21 protein-coding genes are annotated in these 16,798 nt (G+C 58.2%); 7 read left to right on the top strand and 14 right to left on the bottom strand.

The window, feature by feature from the left end:
* Positions 1–18 precede the first annotated feature (18 nt).
* Both infC and thrS read right to left on the bottom strand, forming a co-directional pair.
* Positions 19–570, bottom strand: a complete 552-nt coding sequence (infC, locus tag AC1RDQ_RS26405; RefSeq protein ID WP_172435703.1) for a translation initiation factor IF-3 — start codon at positions 568–570, stop codon at positions 19–21.
* Positions 570–2,492, bottom strand: a complete 1,923-nt coding sequence (gene thrS, locus AC1RDQ_RS26410) for a threonine--tRNA ligase (RefSeq protein WP_090454263.1) — start codon at positions 2,490–2,492, stop codon at positions 570–572. Before thrS ends, infC begins: the two co-directional genes overlap by 1 nt.
* A gap of 375 nt (positions 2,493–2,867) precedes the next feature.
* On the opposite strand from thrS, the gene AC1RDQ_RS26415 reads away from it, so the two are divergent.
* Together AC1RDQ_RS26415 and AC1RDQ_RS26420 are read left to right on the top strand one after the other, a co-directional pair.
* Positions 2,868–3,170, top strand: a complete 303-nt coding sequence (locus tag AC1RDQ_RS26415) for a hypothetical protein (RefSeq protein WP_218496530.1) — start codon at positions 2,868–2,870, stop codon at positions 3,168–3,170.
* Positions 3,171–3,462: 292 nt separating this feature from the next.
* Entirely contained in the window at positions 3,463–3,675 is a 213-nt protein-coding gene (locus AC1RDQ_RS26420) for a cold-shock protein (protein ID WP_003179963.1), read from the top strand.
* A 70-nt stretch (positions 3,676–3,745) separates the two neighbouring features.
* Here the strand turns inward: AC1RDQ_RS26420 and AC1RDQ_RS26425 are convergent, their stop codons facing one another.
* Together AC1RDQ_RS26425 and AC1RDQ_RS26430 are read right to left on the bottom strand one after the other, a co-directional pair.
* Entirely contained in the window at positions 3,746–4,066 is a 321-nt protein-coding gene (locus tag AC1RDQ_RS26425; RefSeq protein ID WP_008047240.1) for an I78 family peptidase inhibitor, read from the bottom strand.
* A 165-nt stretch (positions 4,067–4,231) separates the two neighbouring features.
* Entirely contained in the window at positions 4,232–4,537 is a 306-nt protein-coding gene (locus AC1RDQ_RS26430; RefSeq protein WP_007975706.1) for a hypothetical protein, read from the bottom strand.
* A gap of 132 nt (positions 4,538–4,669) precedes the next feature.
* Between AC1RDQ_RS26430 and AC1RDQ_RS26435 the strand changes: the two genes are divergently transcribed.
* A complete protein-coding gene (locus AC1RDQ_RS26435) occupies positions 4,670–4,882 on the top strand; it encodes a hypothetical protein (RefSeq protein WP_057715541.1) in 213 nt (70 codons plus the stop codon).
* A 33-nt stretch (positions 4,883–4,915) separates the two neighbouring features.
* Here AC1RDQ_RS26435 and AC1RDQ_RS26440 read toward each other — a convergent pair whose 3' ends face one another.
* The 8 genes from AC1RDQ_RS26440 to AC1RDQ_RS26475 all read right to left on the bottom strand — a co-directional run bounded on the left by AC1RDQ_RS26440 (position 4,916) and on the right by AC1RDQ_RS26475 (position 12,596).
* Positions 4,916–5,923 carry a nucleoside hydrolase gene (locus AC1RDQ_RS26440; RefSeq protein ID WP_492588572.1) on the bottom strand — a complete coding sequence of 336 codons (1,008 nt, stop codon included), beginning with the start codon at positions 5,921–5,923 and terminating at the stop codon, positions 4,916–4,918.
* A 64-nt stretch (positions 5,924–5,987) separates the two neighbouring features.
* Positions 5,988–6,392, bottom strand: a complete 405-nt coding sequence (gene rbsD, locus AC1RDQ_RS26445) for a D-ribose pyranase (protein WP_057715542.1) — start codon at positions 6,390–6,392, stop codon at positions 5,988–5,990.
* Positions 6,389–7,306, bottom strand: coding sequence for a ribokinase (rbsK, locus tag AC1RDQ_RS26450; RefSeq protein ID WP_057715543.1), 918 nt, complete (start codon positions 7,304–7,306; stop codon positions 6,389–6,391). Before rbsK ends, rbsD begins: the two co-directional genes overlap by 4 nt.
* A 74-nt stretch (positions 7,307–7,380) precedes the next feature.
* Positions 7,381–8,400: a LacI family DNA-binding transcriptional regulator gene (locus AC1RDQ_RS26455; RefSeq protein WP_492588561.1), complete on the bottom strand. Its 1,020-nt coding sequence runs from the start codon at positions 8,398–8,400 to the stop codon at positions 7,381–7,383.
* A gap of 3 nt (positions 8,401–8,403) precedes the next feature.
* Positions 8,404–9,381: an ABC transporter permease gene (locus AC1RDQ_RS26460; RefSeq protein WP_489340151.1), complete on the bottom strand. Its 978-nt coding sequence runs from the start codon at positions 9,379–9,381 to the stop codon at positions 8,404–8,406.
* Positions 9,378–10,931 carry a sugar ABC transporter ATP-binding protein gene (locus AC1RDQ_RS26465; protein ID WP_492588562.1) on the bottom strand — a complete coding sequence of 518 codons (1,554 nt, stop codon included), beginning with the start codon at positions 10,929–10,931 and terminating at the stop codon, positions 9,378–9,380. The genes AC1RDQ_RS26460 and AC1RDQ_RS26465 overlap by 4 nt, the downstream gene beginning before the upstream one ends.
* A 55-nt stretch (positions 10,932–10,986) precedes the next feature.
* Entirely contained in the window at positions 10,987–11,943 is a 957-nt protein-coding gene (locus tag AC1RDQ_RS26470; RefSeq protein WP_057715547.1) for a sugar ABC transporter substrate-binding protein, read from the bottom strand.
* 191 nt (positions 11,944–12,134) lie between these two features.
* Complete coding sequence (locus AC1RDQ_RS26475; protein WP_090454251.1) at positions 12,135–12,596, bottom strand: hypothetical protein; 462 nt, start codon at positions 12,594–12,596, stop codon at positions 12,135–12,137.
* Between the two features lie 351 nt (positions 12,597–12,947).
* On the opposite strand from AC1RDQ_RS26475, the gene AC1RDQ_RS26480 reads away from it, so the two are divergent.
* From AC1RDQ_RS26480 to AC1RDQ_RS26490, 3 genes are all read left to right on the top strand, one after another.
* On the top strand, positions 12,948–14,036 hold the full coding sequence (locus tag AC1RDQ_RS26480; RefSeq protein ID WP_057715549.1) for an asparaginase: 1,089 nt from the start codon (positions 12,948–12,950) through the stop codon (positions 14,034–14,036).
* A 181-nt stretch (positions 14,037–14,217) separates the two neighbouring features.
* Positions 14,218–14,487 (top strand): DUF1654 domain-containing protein, encoded by a 270-nt coding sequence (locus AC1RDQ_RS26485; RefSeq protein ID WP_046041595.1) that lies wholly within the window; start codon positions 14,218–14,220, stop codon positions 14,485–14,487.
* A 4-nt stretch (positions 14,488–14,491) separates the two neighbouring features.
* Positions 14,492–15,181, top strand: coding sequence for an endonuclease (locus tag AC1RDQ_RS26490; RefSeq protein WP_057715550.1), 690 nt, complete (start codon positions 14,492–14,494; stop codon positions 15,179–15,181).
* Between the two features lie 83 nt (positions 15,182–15,264).
* Here the strand turns inward: AC1RDQ_RS26490 and AC1RDQ_RS26495 are convergent, their stop codons facing one another.
* Positions 15,265–15,630, bottom strand: coding sequence for a hypothetical protein (locus AC1RDQ_RS26495; protein WP_057715551.1), 366 nt, complete (start codon positions 15,628–15,630; stop codon positions 15,265–15,267).
* A 250-nt stretch (positions 15,631–15,880) separates the two neighbouring features.
* Here AC1RDQ_RS26495 and csrA point away from each other — a divergent pair, with 250 nt between their 5' ends.
* The gene (csrA, locus tag AC1RDQ_RS26500) at positions 15,881–16,072 is read left to right on the top strand and encodes a carbon storage regulator CsrA (RefSeq protein WP_007975691.1); all 192 of its coding nucleotides are present in this window, start codon (positions 15,881–15,883) and stop codon (positions 16,070–16,072) included.
* Between the two features lie 185 nt (positions 16,073–16,257).
* On the opposite strand, the gene AC1RDQ_RS26505 is transcribed toward csrA, so the two are convergent.
* Positions 16,258–16,713, bottom strand: a complete 456-nt coding sequence (locus AC1RDQ_RS26505) for a DUF2214 family protein (protein WP_429521204.1) — start codon at positions 16,711–16,713, stop codon at positions 16,258–16,260.
* Between the last annotated feature and the right edge of the window lie 85 nt (positions 16,714–16,798).

Genomic DNA, 16,798 nt, shown 5'->3' on the forward strand with positions numbered 1-16,798 from the left:
CCTGCCGTGCCCTGTTGATTACTTCTTCTTTTTCGGGGCGATGACCATGATCAGCTGGCGTCCTTCCATCTTAGGATGCTGTTCGACCGAACCGTACTCGAGCAAGTCACCTTCAACTCGCTTGAGGAGTTCCATCCCCAGCTCCTGGTGGGCCATCTCACGGCCGCGGAATCGCAAGGATACCTTGGCCCTGTCCCCGTCACTCAGGAAACGTACCAGGTTGCGCAGTTTTACCTGGTAATCCCCTTCCTCCGTCCCTGGACGAAACTTGATTTCTTTAACCTGAATCTGCTTCTGGTTTTTCTTGGCCGCAGCAATCTGCTTCTTCTTTTCGAAGATCGATTTGCCGTAGTCCATCAGTTTGCAAACAGGTGGTACTGCATCGGCGGAAATCTCCACCAGATCCAGCTTGGCCTCTTCAGCCTTAAGAAGCGCGTCTTCAATTGACACAATCCCGAGCTGTTCACCTTCAGCCCCAATTAACCGAACCTCGCGTGCCGAGATATTCTCGTTGATCGGGGCTTTCGGTGCAGTTCGTTTATCTTGTCTCATTTCACGCTTAATAATAATTACTCCGAATCTTGGCGACCACGCCGGGAAACCGCTTGGGCGAGGAACTCAGCGAACTGGGCGACGGGCATCGAGCCCAGGTCAGCACCTTCACGAGTACGCACAGCGACAGTCTGCATCTCGACTTCCCGATCTCCGATAACCAAGAGATAAGGAACCTTGAGCAAAGTATGCTCGCGGATTTTAAAGCCGATTTTTTCATTTCTCAAGTCAGACTTGGCACGAAATCCGCTTTCGTTGAGGGTTTTTTCAACCTCGGCGGCGAAATCAGCCTGTTTGTCAGTGATATTCATCACCACTGCCTGGGTCGGAGCAAGCCACGCCGGGAATGCACCCTCGTAGTGCTCGATCAGGATTCCGACGAAACGCTCGAAGGACCCCAGGATCGCCCGGTGCAACATCACCGGGTGCTTGCGACTGTTGTCTTCGGAGACGAATTCGGCTCCCAGACGGACCGGCAGGTTAAAATCGAGCTGCAGGGTACCACACTGCCAGACGCGACCGAGACAATCTTTCAACGAGAATTCGATCTTCGGACCGTAGAACGCACCCTCGCCCGGCTGCAGATCGTACGGCAGGCCCGCGCTATCAAGGGCTGCGGCCAGCGCAGCTTCGGCGCGATCCCAAAGCTCGTCGGACCCGACGCGTTTTTCCGGACGAGTGGACAGCTTCATCTCGACATCTTTAAAGCCGAAATCGGCGTAGACATCCATGGTCAGCTTGATAAACGCGGCGGACTCGGCCTGCATCTGCTCTTCGGTGCAGAAGATGTGAGCGTCGTCCTGAGTGAACGCGCGCACGCGCATGATGCCGTGCAAGGCACCCGATGGCTCGTTACGGTGGCACGCACCAAACTCTGCCAGGCGCATTGGCAGTTCGCGGTAGCTTTTCAGGCCCTGGTTGAACACTTGCACGTGGCAAGGGCAGTTCATTGGCTTGATCGCGTAGTCGCGGTTTTCCGACTGGGTGGTGAACATGTTGTCGGCGTAGTTGGCCCAGTGCCCGGATTTCTCCCACAGGCTGCGGTCAACGACTTGCGGCGTCTTGATTTCCAGGTAGCCATTGTCGCGCTGAACCTTGCGCATGTACTGCTCGAGCACCTGGTACAAAGTCCAGCCGTTCGGATGCCAGAACACCATGCCCGGCGACTCTTCCTGGGTGTGGAACAGGCCCAGGCGCTTGCCGATCTTGCGGTGGTCGCGCTTTTCGGCTTCTTCAATGCGCTGGATGTAAGCCGCCAGTTGCTTCTTGTCCGCCCATGCGGTGCCGTAGACGCGCTGCAATTGCTCGTTCTTGGCATCGCCGCGCCAGTAGGCACCGGACAGTTTGGTCAGCTTGAAGGATTTCAGGAAGCGGGTGTTCGGCACGTGCGGACCGCGGCACATGTCGACGTATTCTTCGTGGTAGTACAGGCCCATGGCCTGCTCGTTCGGCATGTCTTCGACCAGGCGCAACTTGTAGTCTTCGCCACGGGCCTTGAACACTTCGATCACTTCGGCGCGCGGAGTGACTTTCTTGATCACGTCGTAATCTTTCTCGATCAGCTGCTGCATGCGCTGTTCGATGGCCGCCAGGTCGTCCGGAGTGAAAGGACGCTCGAAGGCGATGTCGTAATAGAAACCTTCATCGATGACCGGACCGATGACCATTTTGGCGGTCGGGTACAACTGTTTGACCGCGTGGCCAACCAGGTGGGCGCAAGAGTGGCGAATGATCTCCAGCCCCTCTTCATCCTTTGGCGTGATGATTTGCAGCGACGCGTCGCTGTCGATGATGTCGCTGGCGTCGACCAGCTTGCCATCGACCTTGCCGGCAACGGTGGCCTTGGCCAGGCCTGCACCGATGGATGCGGCGACCTCGGCTACGGAAACCGGATGATCGAATGAACGTTGACTGCCGTCGGGAAGAGTAATAGTTGGCATGGCGCCTCCTCTCCTAGTGGTGACCCCTACCAAAGGTCACGTGGGTTGGGATGAGCCAGTACAAGATCCGGTCCAGGCCATTCAATGACGAACGCCTGCCTTACAGCGGCAGGAGCCTTGCGGCCAACCGGGAAACCGAACCAGAGTGACTGGGATTCAAATCAGGGTTAATCGTGCATCTGCCGCCACCGGGACTGAAGGTCCATCGGAGCTTGCAAACGCCCGAGCCACGCATGCTAGCACAGATGAACGGTTGCCACGGTGCGCAGGTTTTGCAGCAGGGTAAATTGGCTGTTTTTATGCCAGAGTGCTGAACTTGAAGCGCACTATCGCCCTCAGATAACAAGATATCTGACCCACAAGGAGTATCTCAGCATGCGTCTGAATCGTTTATTCGCCGTAGTCGCCCCCGTCATTCTCCTCCTGCCACTTGCCGCCCATGCAGAATGGCCAAAAGGCGAACGAGAGAAATACATGGCTCAGTGCGTTCCTGCCGCTGCCGAGAAGATTGGTACGCCGGCAGCAAAATCCCACTGCGCCTGCGGTGCCGATGCCATCAAATCGTACCCTGCCGCCGACATTCAGGCCCTGATGAACAACACGGCCAGCGACACATTGAAGCAGCAGGCACTGAGCAAAATTGCAGCCTGCAAGGCCACCAAAACAGAGCAAAAATAAGCCCGCCCCCACGCTTTCAGCCCCTGAAATACTGTTAAAAAGCCGCTGAAACAGGACCTTTCGTACAATTTATTCAGGTTTTTCAGCTTTTTTTATTGCCTTAACTTTCGGCCGAAAGCCTTATAGAACGGGGCTTTCAGCCGCTAAAGGACACAAAGAAAAAACGTCTGATTGGCAAACAGTGCGTCCGGGGGGCTCCCAAACCGAACATTTCGACTATGATACTCGGGTGTGCCCAGTTGGCCTGAGCAGCACAGTACTACTGAAAATATATGTTTCTTGGAGATACACCATGTCTAATCGCCAAACCGGCACCGTTAAATGGTTCAACGATGAAAAAGGCTTCGGCTTCATCACTCCTCAAGGTGGCGGTGACGACCTGTTCGTACACTTCAAAGCTATCGAAAGCGACGGTTTCAAAAGCCTGAAAGAAGGCCAGACTGTTTCCTTCGTGGCTGAGAAAGGCCAAAAGGGTATGCAAGCTGCTCAAGTCCGCCCAGAGTAATTTCCAGGCGCACTAAAAAAACCCCGTCCATGTGACGGGGTTTTTTATGGGTGAAACAAAAGTCGAACGATCAGCCGCAGTTGACGCGGGTCACTACCCGGCTGGCATCGGTGTTCAGGTTCAGGCGATCGGAACGGTACTCCAGCGTCACCATATCGGTTGGCAGCAGGAACCGTGCACTTTGCGCCCCGGCGCGGGTACGCGCCTGCTCGAGCAGCTGCGGCGATGCCTGTTTGCCGATGGTGAACTCGGCAGCCTTTGCCTCACAGCGACTGTGACCCGTGTCAGTCGTCGCAACATCCGTTGTTGCCGACTCCGTAGAGGGAGTGCTGCAACCGGCCAGCGTGGCAACGGCCAACAAAGTACCCAATGACGCGAGCTTCCAAGGCATGAAGCCTCCTTATTCAATGATTAAGCTGAGATCGTGCGACAACCAGACTGGCGTTTGGTTTCACAGGGAGCGCTGGCACCCTGCCCATGATCCGGACGAGCCGCGATTCTGCCTGAGCGTCGCCCTGCCCTTAATCACTGAATCGTGACTGAATATGAACGACGCTCAATAGACGTCGATGTAGTCGTAAGGAGGATTGGGCCAGTTCTCTTTCAAGGCATTGAAGATTTGCATGACCCAGACTTCATCGCTGGCCGCGACCCGCCCGACATAACCGGAGCCCTTGGCCCAGGTTTCGAGCCGGAACAACAACCCGTCGATATCGGTACCGCCCACGACACCCGAGGAGATGTAGGCAATGCCTCCCTTGGTGACCCGCAACTGGGTGTGCTCATCGTCACTGGCGCCGGCCAGCAACTGACGCACCGCCTCGAGGGTCAGGCCATCCGGGGAGTTCAAATCGATCTGCACAGCGCGTTCCTTGAATATTCGTCAGAGACCAAGTGTCGCACAGCCCTCCTTTCATGCCTAAGTCGACGTGTCAAAAGCCCCGCAAAATGGTTAACTCGGCACTCAGACTTCCCCGACCTCCCGAGTGCCATCATGACCACCGTAAGCATCGACGCTGCCATCAAGGCCAAGTGGCAAGACGGCCACAGCTCCTACAGCCCAAGCAGCACGGAAGAGCTCGCCATTATCGGTATCGACCTTCTGGTCAGGGACCTTGGAACCGAAGCCGCCCAATCGTTCATCGAGCAGATTTTCGAGAAACATCTATCGGACCAAAAGACCGAAGCGGTTAGTACGAGGGAGTAAAACCCGCAGGCAAGCACCTGCGGGAGATGAAGCTTACTTCAGGCGGGCCAGGCGCTCGGTCAGCAGATCGAAGAAGCCCTGGGCGTCGCCGCTTTCTACCCAGAAGGCGTTCTTTGGCGCTTTCAAGCCGTCATACCAGTCGACGATGGTTTGTCCAAAGGTCGGTCCTTCGCGGCTGTCGACCACCACGTTGACCGAACGACCGCTGAACAATTGCGGCTTGAGCAGATAAGCGACAACCGTGGCGTCATGCACCGGGCCGCCCGGAAGGCCGTAGTGTTCCATGTCGCCCTTGATGTACTCATTGAGAATACTGCCCACCAGACGACTGGCGTTGTTGTTCAGCGCGGCAATCTGGTTCAGGCGCGCTTCGCTGGTAAGGATCTTGTGGGTCACATCCAGCGGCAGGTAGGTCAGCTTCACGCCACTGTTGAGCACCACTTCGGCCGCTTGCGGATCGGCGAACAGGTTGAACTCGGCCACCGGCGTGATGTTGCCGCCGTTGAAGTGCGCACCACCCATGACCACCACTTCCTTGATGCCCTGAACGATACCCGGCTCCAGGATCAACGCCAGGGCCAGGTTGGTCTGCGGGCCAAGCATGGCGATGGTAATGCTGTGGGGCTCGGCAGATTTCAAGGTATCGATCAGATAGGTGATGGCGCTGCCCTTGGCCAGCCCCTTCCTGGGCTCATGCACGTCAATGCCCGACAACCCTTCCTTGCCATGAATGTCCTCGGCGTAGATGGGTGTGCGCATCAGGGGTCTGGGCGCCCCCGCATAGACCGGCACCTCTTCGCGCCCCGCCCACTCCCGGGCCAGCCGCGCATTGCGTGAGGTCTTGTCCAGGCGAACGTTGCCGGCAACGGTGGTCAATGCCCGGACATTCAGTTCGTCCGGCGACGCCAGGGCGAACAACAGGGCAACGACGTCGTCAGCCCCCGGATCGGTGTCGATGATCAGGTCGATCTTTGGTGCCGCCTGGGCGTTGGTTGCGGTCGTCAGGGTCAAAAGCAGCAGGCTCCGGAGCAGTGGGTGCAGTTACTGAGCATAGCGATGCGGGGCGCACGCCTTGTGCCAGGGACATCAAAACGCGGCCAGCCAGTCAAAACGTAACCCCGGCGACCAGCACAATGTTGCAGTACGGCTGGCATTCGCCTGTACGAACAATCGCCCTGGCTTGTCGGCTCAGGACCTTGAATTGTTCATGGGTGAGCAACTCACGCCGACCCAACGCGCCTTCGCCATCCAGCGCTTCCAGCGTGACCAGGGCCGACGGCTTTTTATCGAAGATTTCCTGAGCCAGCACATGGCTTTCGACCTGCATTTCACTGAGCACGACCTTCAAGGTGCTGACAAAGTCCGGAATGCCATGGGTCAGGGCCAGGTCGATCAATTCAACGCCCGGAGGAACCGGCAGCCCCGCATCCCCGATGACGACCCTGTCGCCATGTCCCAATGAAGCGATCAGTCGCGACAGCGCAATGTTGAGCAGAGGTGTCTTTTTCATGGGGTTTTAAACGCCTGTACATCGCTCAAGGCGGGAATTGAAGGCTGCGCGCCGGCACGGGTGACCGACAGCGCCGCGGCCACCTGTCCGAAGCGGATCGCCTGCGCCTCATCGTTACCCGCGGCCAGTGCCGCAGCGAAACCGCCGACGAACGTATCGCCGGCCGCCGTGGTATCCACAGCCTTTACCACGGGCGCGGGGAAATGTTCGAAGCGTTGGCCATCGGCAAACAGCGAACCTTGTGCACCGAGAGTGATGATCACCTTGCCGGCGCCCAGGGCAATCAGGCGGGTTGCCGCGGCTTGTGCGGTGTCCAGGGAGTCCACTGACAGTCCGCTCAGGGCCGACGCTTCGCTTTCGTTGGGAATCAGGTAATCGATGGACGCGTACCAGTCCGATGGCAGTGGACGACTGGCCGGAGCCGGGTTGAGGATGACTGTCTTGCCCAGCTCGCGGCCGCGCTTGAGCGCATGGCCAACAGACGCATCGGGCACTTCCAGCTGACAGATGAGCACGTCCGCCGCACGGATCACCGAATCAAAACGGTCAATGGTTTCTGCGGTCAATGCACCGTTGGCACCGGGGACGATCACGATGGAGTTCTGACTGCTGTCGTCGACCACAATCAACGCCACGCCGCTGGAACCGTCAACGGTGCTCACCGCCCGGCAATCGATCTGCTCGGCCAACAGCGCCCCGCGCAGTGCCTCACCATAAGCGTCATTGCCCACGCAGCCGATCATCGACACCTGGGCTCCCAGCCGCGCCGCAGCTACGGCCTGATTGGCACCCTTGCCACCGGAGACGGTGGTAAACGATTGACCAATCAGCGTTTCACCGCCCTTGGGCAAGCGCGGGGCCCGGGTCACCAGGTCCATGTTCAAACTGCCAATTACCACTACTTTTGCTGACATACATTGCTACTCATCGATTCTGTTTCGGCGGCGCTTTTGATTCAGCGGCTTTCTGTTTTCAACGGCTTTTTGTTTCAACGGAATTGGGCAAACACGCCGGCCAGCGGCGCCGTCGATTCACGCATGACGATACTCGGCGTCACGATCCGCTGATCGGTCGCCAGACCCGGCGTGGCGATTCGGCGTAAAAGCACTTCGGCAGCCATTTCGCCGAGCTGCAGGATCGATTGCCCGACCGTGGTCAGCGACGGGTAGACATACCGACTCATCTGGATATCGTCGAAGCCGATCACCGACAACTCGCTCGGTACGCGAATATTGCGCTCGGCGGCGGCCCTCAGCACACCGATGCCGATCATGTCGTTGGCCGCAAAAACGGCGGTAGGCGGATTGCTTTCCAGCAGAATCGCGGCAGCGCTGTAACCGCCGGTGCTGGTGAAATCGCTTTCCAGCATGCGCCCGGGAGAGACTTCGACGCCCGCCTCCTTCAAGGCCCTGCGATAACCCGCCAGACGCATCTGCGCCACACTGGTGCTTTGCGGCCCGCTGATCGTGGCGATATCCCGGTGCCCCAACTCCAACAGGTGCCGGGTCGCCAGATACGCGCCGTATTCATGGTCGATGCGCACCAGGTCCGCATCGACACCGCCCAGTCCGCGGTCGACGATCACCATGGGCGTGCGGACGCCTTTCAGGCCTTGTGCCAGGCCACTGTCGCCGCCGGCCGAGGCGACGATCAGGCCGTCGATGCGTTTTTCCAGCAGCACACGCAGGTAGCTGCGCTGCTTGTCCGGATTGTCGTCGGAATTGCACAGGATGACGCAGTAACCGTTTCGCTCGCAGTAATCCTCGATACCCCGGGCCAGTTCGGCGAAATACGGGTTGAGGCTGTTCGGAACCAACAGGCCGATGGTTGCCGTGGTCTTGGCCTTGAGTGAGCGGGCCACGGCGCTGGGAACGTAGTCGAGGGTCTTGATCGCCGCCTCGACCTTGATCCGCACCTCTTCACTGACCGGGCGGGTCTTGTTCACCACATGGGAAACCGTGGTGTAGGAAATGCCGGCAAGGGCTGCCACATCTTTGATAGTCGCCATGACTCAGGTCCGCCGGCTTGCGCGTTGACTGCGATAAGTATCCAGCACCACCGCCACCACGATCACCGCACCGGTAATGATGCGCTTGGTCGGTTCGGTTGCCCCGATCTGCGCCAGCCCCGCGGCCAGCACGGAAATAATCAGGACGCCAAAAAACGTGCTGATCACCGAGCCGCGCCCGCCCATCAGGCTGGTCCCGCCGATCACGACGGCCGCGATCACCTGCAATTCAAGACCGGAGCCAGCATTCGGGTCGGCGGCTTCCAGGCGAGAAATCTGGAACAACGCGGCAACGCCGGCCAGCAACCCCATCAGGCTGAAGACCAGGATTTTGTAAGGCTTTGGATTGATCCCCGCCAGCCGCACGGCCTCTTCGTTGGTGCCGATACCGATCAGGTAGCGACCGAAGACCGTGCGAGTCAACACGGCCTGGGCGACGAAAATGATCAGCAACGCAATGATGAACGACGGCGAAATGCCGAAGGCAATCGGATTGGACAGCCAGGCGAACGCATCGCCGATGTAGGCCGTACGCGAACCGGTCATCTGGTACGCCACACCGCGAGCCATTTCCAGCACGCCCAGGGACACGATGAATGATGGTATCCGCCACGCCACAGTGATCGAGCCGGTGATGGTACCGGCAAGCGCCGCGACGGCCATGCCCAGCAACGCCGCCGGCAGCACGCCCCAGCCCCACCCAAGAATCGCCACGCTCACGGTCGAGGCCGCCAGCGCCAGCACCGAGCCTACCGACAGGTCGATGCCACCGATGATCAACACAAAGGTCATGCCGACCGCCAGCACCATCAGGTCCGGAATCTGGTTGGCCAGGGTGCTAAAAGTATCGTACGACAGGAAGTGACTGCTCAGCACCGAGAACAGCACGATCATCGCCAACAAGGCACCCGCCAGCCCCAGATAGGTGCCCAGGCCGTAGAAATTGCCACTGCGTTTGCCGGCATAAGAAGCGGTATTCATGGAAGATCCCTAGGCGCGGCTTCAACGAGCTGCGCATCACGTTTTTGGTAGCCGGCAAAAGCAGCGGCGAGCAACTCATCCTGGGTCCAGCTGTCGCGATCGAAGGTATCGATCAGGCTTCCTGCCGACAGCACGCCGATCCGGTCGCAGATCAGCATCAGCTCGCGCAAGTCGCTGGAGACCACCACCAGCGCCTTGCCCTGGCGGGTCAATTCACCGAGCAGGTTGTAGATATCGAACTTGGCGCCGACGTCGATGCCGCGGGTCGGCTCGTCGAACAGCAACACCGAGCAATCGCGCTCCAGCCAACGGCCGATAACGACTTTCTGCTGATTGCCGCCGGACAACTCGGACACCAGTTGTGCCGGACCGGAACTGCGGATGCGCATGGCGTCAATCTGACGCTGGGCCAAGGCGCGCTCCTTATCGTTGTCGACAAAGCCCGCGCCGGAGATGCCGGGCATGTTGCCCAAGGCGATATTGGCGCCGATCGACTGCGTCAACAAAAGACCTTCGCCCTTGCGATCTTCAGTGATCAACGCGATGCCATGCCCGACCGCATCCACTGGCGAACGCACATTGATGACCTGCGCCGGTGCACCCAGGGCAATCGTGCCGCTGTCGGCGATATCCGCACCGAAGATCAGACGCAGCAATTCAGTGCGCCCCGCGCCGATCAAACCGGAAATCCCGAAAATCTCTCCGGCACGGACTTCGAACGACACGTCGCGAACCTTGTCGGACCGGCTCAGGCCCTTGACCGTCAACACCGGAGCGCCGATCTTGCGCGCCCCCATATCGATATGTTCGCCGAGTTCGCGGCCGACCATCAGCGTGACCAATTGCTCGCTGTTGTAGTTGGCCATCGGCTCGACACAGACCAGGTTGCCGTCGCGCAGCACGGCAATGCGTTGCGCGACCCGCGCCAACTCTTCGAGACGATGGGAGATGTAGATGATCGATACGCCGCGAGCCTGCAGGCGGGTGATCTGCTCGAACAGCATTTCGACTTCGCGGGCAGTGAGCATCGCGGTCGGCTCGTCGAGAATCAGCACATGACAATCGCCAATCAGGTTGCGGGCGATCTCCACCATTTGCTGGTGGCCGATGCCAAGCTCGCCGACCAGGGTGTCCGGGTCGATGGCGTCTAGCCCGACATGAGCCATGGCCTCGATGGCGGCCTTGCGCAACTGCTTGCGACTGATCCAGCCGCCTTTGCCGGGCAAGTTGTCGAGAAACAGGTTTTCCGCCACCGACAGGGTCGGCAGCAGATTGAGTTCCTGCATGACCATGCGGATACCCAGCGCTTCAGCCTGAGCCCGGCTACCCGGACGGTAGTCCTGCCCCTGATACTGCATCTGGCCGGTGGTCGGCGTGACCAACCCGCCAATAATCTTCGAAAGCGTGCTTTTGCCCGCACCGTTCTCGCCGGTCAGCGCCAGCACTTCCCCGCGCATGAGCGTCAGGTCGATGCCGGCCAGGACCGGTTGGGCGTAAGTCTTGCCGATACCACTGACCGAAAGGACAGCGTTCGGAGCGCAAACTGACATAGAAACTCTCCATGCGCCCGTCCGGCTGGACGAGCGCCGTTACGTCGCCAGAAGGCTACTTGGTGACCAGTTCTACCGGCGTTTCGATCACGCCATTGGCGCCGCCGTCGACCTTCTCGCCCTTGAGAATCTTCAATGCAGTCTCGATGCCGAACACCGCCTGTTTAGCCGCGAACTGGTCCGCAGTGGCCAGCACGCGACCATCCTTGAGCATAGGCTGGATGGCATTGATGTTGTCGTAGCCCACCACCTGCACCTTGCCGGCCTTGCCCGCGGCGCGCACCGCAGACACCGCACCGACCGCCATGCTGTCGTTGCCGGCCAACAGAGCCTTGGTTTGCGGGTATTCGCTGAGAATCGACGCAGCTACCTTGTTGCCCTTGTCGATCTCCCAGTCTCCGGACTGCAGGGACACGACCTTGATCTGCGCCGCCTCCATCGCATCCTTGAAACCTGCGGTCCGCTGCTGGGCATTGGTGGTGGTGGACACACCTTCGATGATGCCGACTTCGTCACCGGCCTTCAGCTGTTTGGCCAGATAGTCCCCCACCAGCCGTGCACCCTTGCGATTGTCCGGGCCTACGAACGGAACATTGATGTTTTTGCTTTTGACGACGGCGGGGTCCAGTTGGTTGTCGATGTTGATCACGGTGATACCGGCATCGATGGCTTTCTTGATCACCGGGACCATGGCCTTGGAGTCTGCCGGCGCAATCACCAGTGCATTGACCTTGGCCAGGATCATCTGCTCGACGATACGCGTCTGGCCTGCGGTGTCGGTTTCATCCTTGATGCCGTTGGAGATGAGGTCGAATTCGCCGGAGTGATCTTTCTGGTAGGCCTTGGCGCCGTCCTCCATTGTCAGGAAGAACTCGTTGGCCAGGGATTTCATGACCAGAGCGACTTTCGGTTTTTCAGTGGTTTCAGCAAAAGCCGAAGAGACAGGCAATGCAGCGGATGCAGCAGCCAACATAGCGACAGCGAGAAGACGTCCAGCGAATGGCAGCTTCATGGGTTCACTCCGATCTTATGATTATTGTGAGCAACGCTTGCGCTGGCGTAAGCTTCACGGCCCGCCGTGATGAAAAGCCATCATTGGAGCCGCGCAAACGTTTGCGTGAACCAAACTATGCGAACCCTGCCGGTATTTGTCAACGACCTGAAAAGCGCTTTCAGCTATGTTTGGCGAAAAACGGCATTCAGCTATGCCGTGGTATTGACCACCGATCCCGTGCCAGAACCCTTGGCCATTTCCTTGATCAGGCTCGCACTCACTTGCAGGATGGCGCCGTTGGTGTCGGCAACTTGCCCCTGTATGGCTGCTACTGCTGTGGTCTTGGCTTCCGGGGTGGGATAGGACGCTGCCTGGGCTTGTGCCAGTTGCTGCTGTTGCTCGCGCAATTGCTGCTGCAATTCCTTCAGACGCTTGAGCAAGACCTTCACCGCAACGCTGGTGTTATCGCTGGCTTCCGATTCGGCCTTTACGCCGGCACCCTCCCCCAGACCTACCGGGCCCGTCTTGACCTGGTTGCCATCGCTTTCCTTTGCACCCGGCGCTCGAGCAGCCGAATCAGCGGCTGCGTCGCTCAAGGCACGAAGGGTGGTGGCCGATTTTCCAGCGATGGTGATGCCGGCGGCATTGGGAATGCCAACAGATAACGACATGTGAACTCCTGAAGAAAAAGATCCCTTGAAGGAGCATCGACCGGCTCGGGCGTTTCTTTAGTCATGACGGATGATTTGACCCGTTTAAATCCTAAACAAGACCGCGATCCGTTTCGGAGAGCCGAACGCGAAAGTTAAACATGTTCGGCATTCCGGACGCCCAGCCTCGAAACCGCTGTTGACACAAACAGCAATACCGTTACAAATCATTAACTTAGGTGTGTTTTTCGATTCAGCGTATTACTGGTACAGATCCTGCTCTTCCCCTCACACCCCCGGCGTTCAGATTCGCCCGGGGCGTATCTAGATGAACCTGCATCCGCACCGTCTCACAACTAGAAGAGAAAAATAATGACATCTGCACTCAAGACCTTCGTTCCGGGCGCCTTGGCCCTGCTGTTGCTTCTACCCACTGCCCTTCAGGCCAAAGAAGCCGAAACCCAACAAAAACTGGCCAACGTGGTGATCCTCGCCACCGGCGGTACCATTGCCGGCGCGGGGGCCAGCGCCGCCAACAGCGCAACCTATCAAGCGGCGAAAGTCGGCATTGAACAGTTGATCGCCGGCGTTCCTGAACTGAGCCAATTGGCTAACGTTCGCGGCGAACAGGTCATGCAAATCGCCTCCGAAAGCATCACCAACGAAAACCTGCTGCAACTGGGTCGCCGCGTAGCCGAGCTGGCCGACAGCAAAGACGTCGATGGCATCGTGATCACCCACGGCACCGACACCCTGGAAGAAACGGCGTACTTCCTCAACCTGGTGGAAAAAACCGAGAAGCCGATCATCGTCGTGGGCTCCATGCGCCCAGGCACCGCGATGTCCGCCGATGGCATGCTGAACCTGTATAACGCGGTGGCCGTGGCCAGCAGCAAAGACGCGCGAGGCAAAGGTGTACTGGTGACCATGAACGATGAAATCCAGTCGGGTCGCGACGTCAGCAAAATGATCAATATCAAGACCGAAGCGTTTAAAAGTGCCTGGGGTCCGCTGGGCATGGTGGTAGAAGGCAAATCCTACTGGTACCGCCTGCCGGCCAAGCGTCACACCATGGATTCCGAATTCGACATCAAGACCATCAAGAGCCTGCCTGACGTCGAGATCGCCTATTCCTATGGCAACGTCAGCGACACCGCCTACAAGGCCCTGGCTCAGTCCGGCGCCAAAGCCATCATCCACGCCGGCACCGGCAATGGCTCGGTATCGTCGCGAGTGGTGCCCGCCCTGCAAGCCCTGCGCAAGGATGGCGTGCAGATCATTCGTTCCTCCCATGTCAACGCCGGCGGTTTTGTACTGCGCAACGCCGAACAGCCTGACGATAAATACGACTGGGTCGTGGCCAACGACCTGAATCCACAAAAAGCCCGGGTCCTGGCGATGGTCGCGTTGACCAAAACCAATGACAGCAAAGAGCTGCAACGGATGTTCTGGGAATACTGATTCGCCCTCGCCCGACCGGATCCGGTCGGGCACCCCGTGCGCCACTCGCCAGCCTTGGCGAGTGGCTGCCGCGGATCTGACAAAAAAACTCCCTTCGCCTTACGCCAAACGGAACAAATCGCTGTCAGAGGATTTTCTTGGTTTTTAAGCAGTTGCGAAATGGCCTACAGTTAAATACTGTATGCACGTACAGCTTAATAAGGATAATTCCGTGGACACCACCTCAGCCTCTCCCGACACCTATGTACGCATGGGCCTGCGCGTTCAGAAAATCATCAACTCCCCTACCGCACAAAAAGCCAGGGCAGCGTTGATCTTCCGCCTTCCCGACGAGCCGGTGGATGAATGGGAACGCTTACTGGAAGAAATAGACGAAAACGACAACGTCACCCTCGCCTATCGCGACGATGGCGGTGTGCAGATTTTCTGGGTTGTGCCGAAGGAAGATTGAGTCGATGAGTGTCCGCTGGTTTGCTTTGCTGTTTCTGTTTTTTGTCATGGGGGCGCAAGCCGACGCGCCGCGCACTTTTACCGAAGCGAAAAAGGTCGCCTGGAAGCTCTACGCGCCCCAGTCCACCGAGTTTTACTGTGGCTGCAAGTACACCGGCAACCGGGTGAACCTTGAAGCCTGCGGTTATGTGCCACGTAAAAATGCCAAGCGCGCATCCCGCATCGAGTGGGAGCATATTGTTCCGGCCTGGCAAATCGGCCATCAACGCCAGTGCTGGCAAGAGGGCGGTCGCAAGAACTGCACCCGCTACGACCCGGTTTACCAGAAGGCCGAGGCTGATTTGCACAACCTGGTGCCCAGCATTGGCGAGGTCAATGGCGATCGCAGCAACTTCAGCTTTGGCTGGCTGCCCGAGCAGTCGGGGCAATATGGTTCCTGCCTGACCCAGGTCGACTTCAAGGCCAAGAAAGTCATGCCCCGCCCTTCCATTCGCGGCATGATCGCCCGGACCTACTTCTACATGAGCAAGCAGTATGGCTTGCGCCTGTCGAAACAGGATCGACAACTGTACGAAGCCTGGGACAAGACCTATCCGGTACAGGCCTGGGAACGCCAACGCAATCAGAGCGTGGGGTGCGTCATGGGGCGCGGCAACGAGTTCGTCGGCCCGGTAGACATGAAGGCCTGCGGCTGAATCCAGGACGGGACACTGAAACAAAAAAGGTCCCGGTGCTAAACGCCCGAGGCCTTTTTTGTTTCTTCAACGTCTGCGCTACGTTATTGAGCGGCTGGACGCTCAAGCACCAGCAATTCGATGTTCTGTTTCTTCGCGCGAGTGAGTGCCGCGCGAACTTCATCCTGTTTGGCTTCGGCTTCGGCTTTCGAATTGAATGGCCCCACCAGGATTCGGGTATTGCCATTCTCCTTGACGACACTGGACATGAAACTGTGCTCGATCAGCCAGCCACTCAGATCACTGACCGCCTGAGGGGTTTCACCTCGCACTTCAAGATCCCATTGCGGACCGGACACTGGCGCGGGTACGGCAGCCATGGCCGGCTTGGGCTTCGGCGCATCCACACGGCTGCCCTCGCCACATCCCGCCAGTGCCAATATCGCGATGATCAAAACCATTTTGCGCACGACGCTTCCCTCCAAATGCATAAAGCGGCGATTTTAACACCCATGAATACTTCACGAGTGCCGTAAAATGGGCTCAAAACAACGAGATTGATGATTGCGGCCTCTGTATAGTTACGCCTTGGGAATTAATGCCACATCTGCGCGTCAGAAAGAGGCACCCAAACCACGAGACTTCGCACTAATCTATACATACCACCGACCTCTGCACTGTCCGAATCAGGTGCCCCACAAAGCAATCAAGGAGAAGACCATGCTGATACTCACCCGCAAAGTCGGTGAAAGCATAAACATTGGTGATGACATTACGATCACCATCCTGGGCGTAAGCGGCCAGCAAGTCAGGATCGGCATCAACGCTCCGAAGGACGTTGCAGTGCATCGTGAAGAAATTTACCAGCGCATTCAGGCCGGCCTGACCGCCCCGGAAAAGCCGCAATCCTGAATCCTGTTGCAGTCAGTAGCCAGCCCGTTCAGTCCGGAATTACGGCTGGCTAAAGATTCAGCACCCCATCGCCCTGCGCTTTCGCCCCCACCCAAACCCCTGGGGCCGATACTAGCGGCAAGCTCCATCCTTTTGCTGTCAGACTTTTCTGGTTTACCCCAGGGAAGGATGCGTTCACTGCGCAGTCAACCAAGCATCACGCCTCGCGCCATGCCAGTCGCTGCCACCACCATCAGCAACACCAGCAGCGCCTCGATATGACTGATCCGTGCAAACAGCTTCGCACGGCCGGTATCGATCGCCACTTTACGGGCAAGCGCTATCCGCCATTTGATCAGCGTCACCATCGGCGCAATCTCCAGCAACAAGATCAGGACGAACAGCGTCATCTTCAGATGAAACAGCGGCTGATGCAGGTAATAGTCCGTGCCTTTCTCGTACCCGCCAAAGGCTCGCATCCCGCCACTGATCAATAAAACGACAGCTGAAATACCCCAGATATTGTCCGCCATCAAAACACTGCGCACCTCTGTGGCGCCATCGGCCAAACGCCGAAAAGCCGTGCCTCGAACCAATACCGCCCAGAATCCCAAGGCAAATGCCAGAAGATGAACCGCCGCCAGAAACCATTGAGTCAGCATCGAGAAACTCCTGCCAGGTCGAAGTTGTATGAGCCTGTCAGTAGTAGCCCATGAAATGGCTGCGTGCACGCCATCCGCAGACAAT

The sequence above is a fragment of the Pseudomonas sp. GW823-FHT02E01 genome (assembly GCF_058797535.1).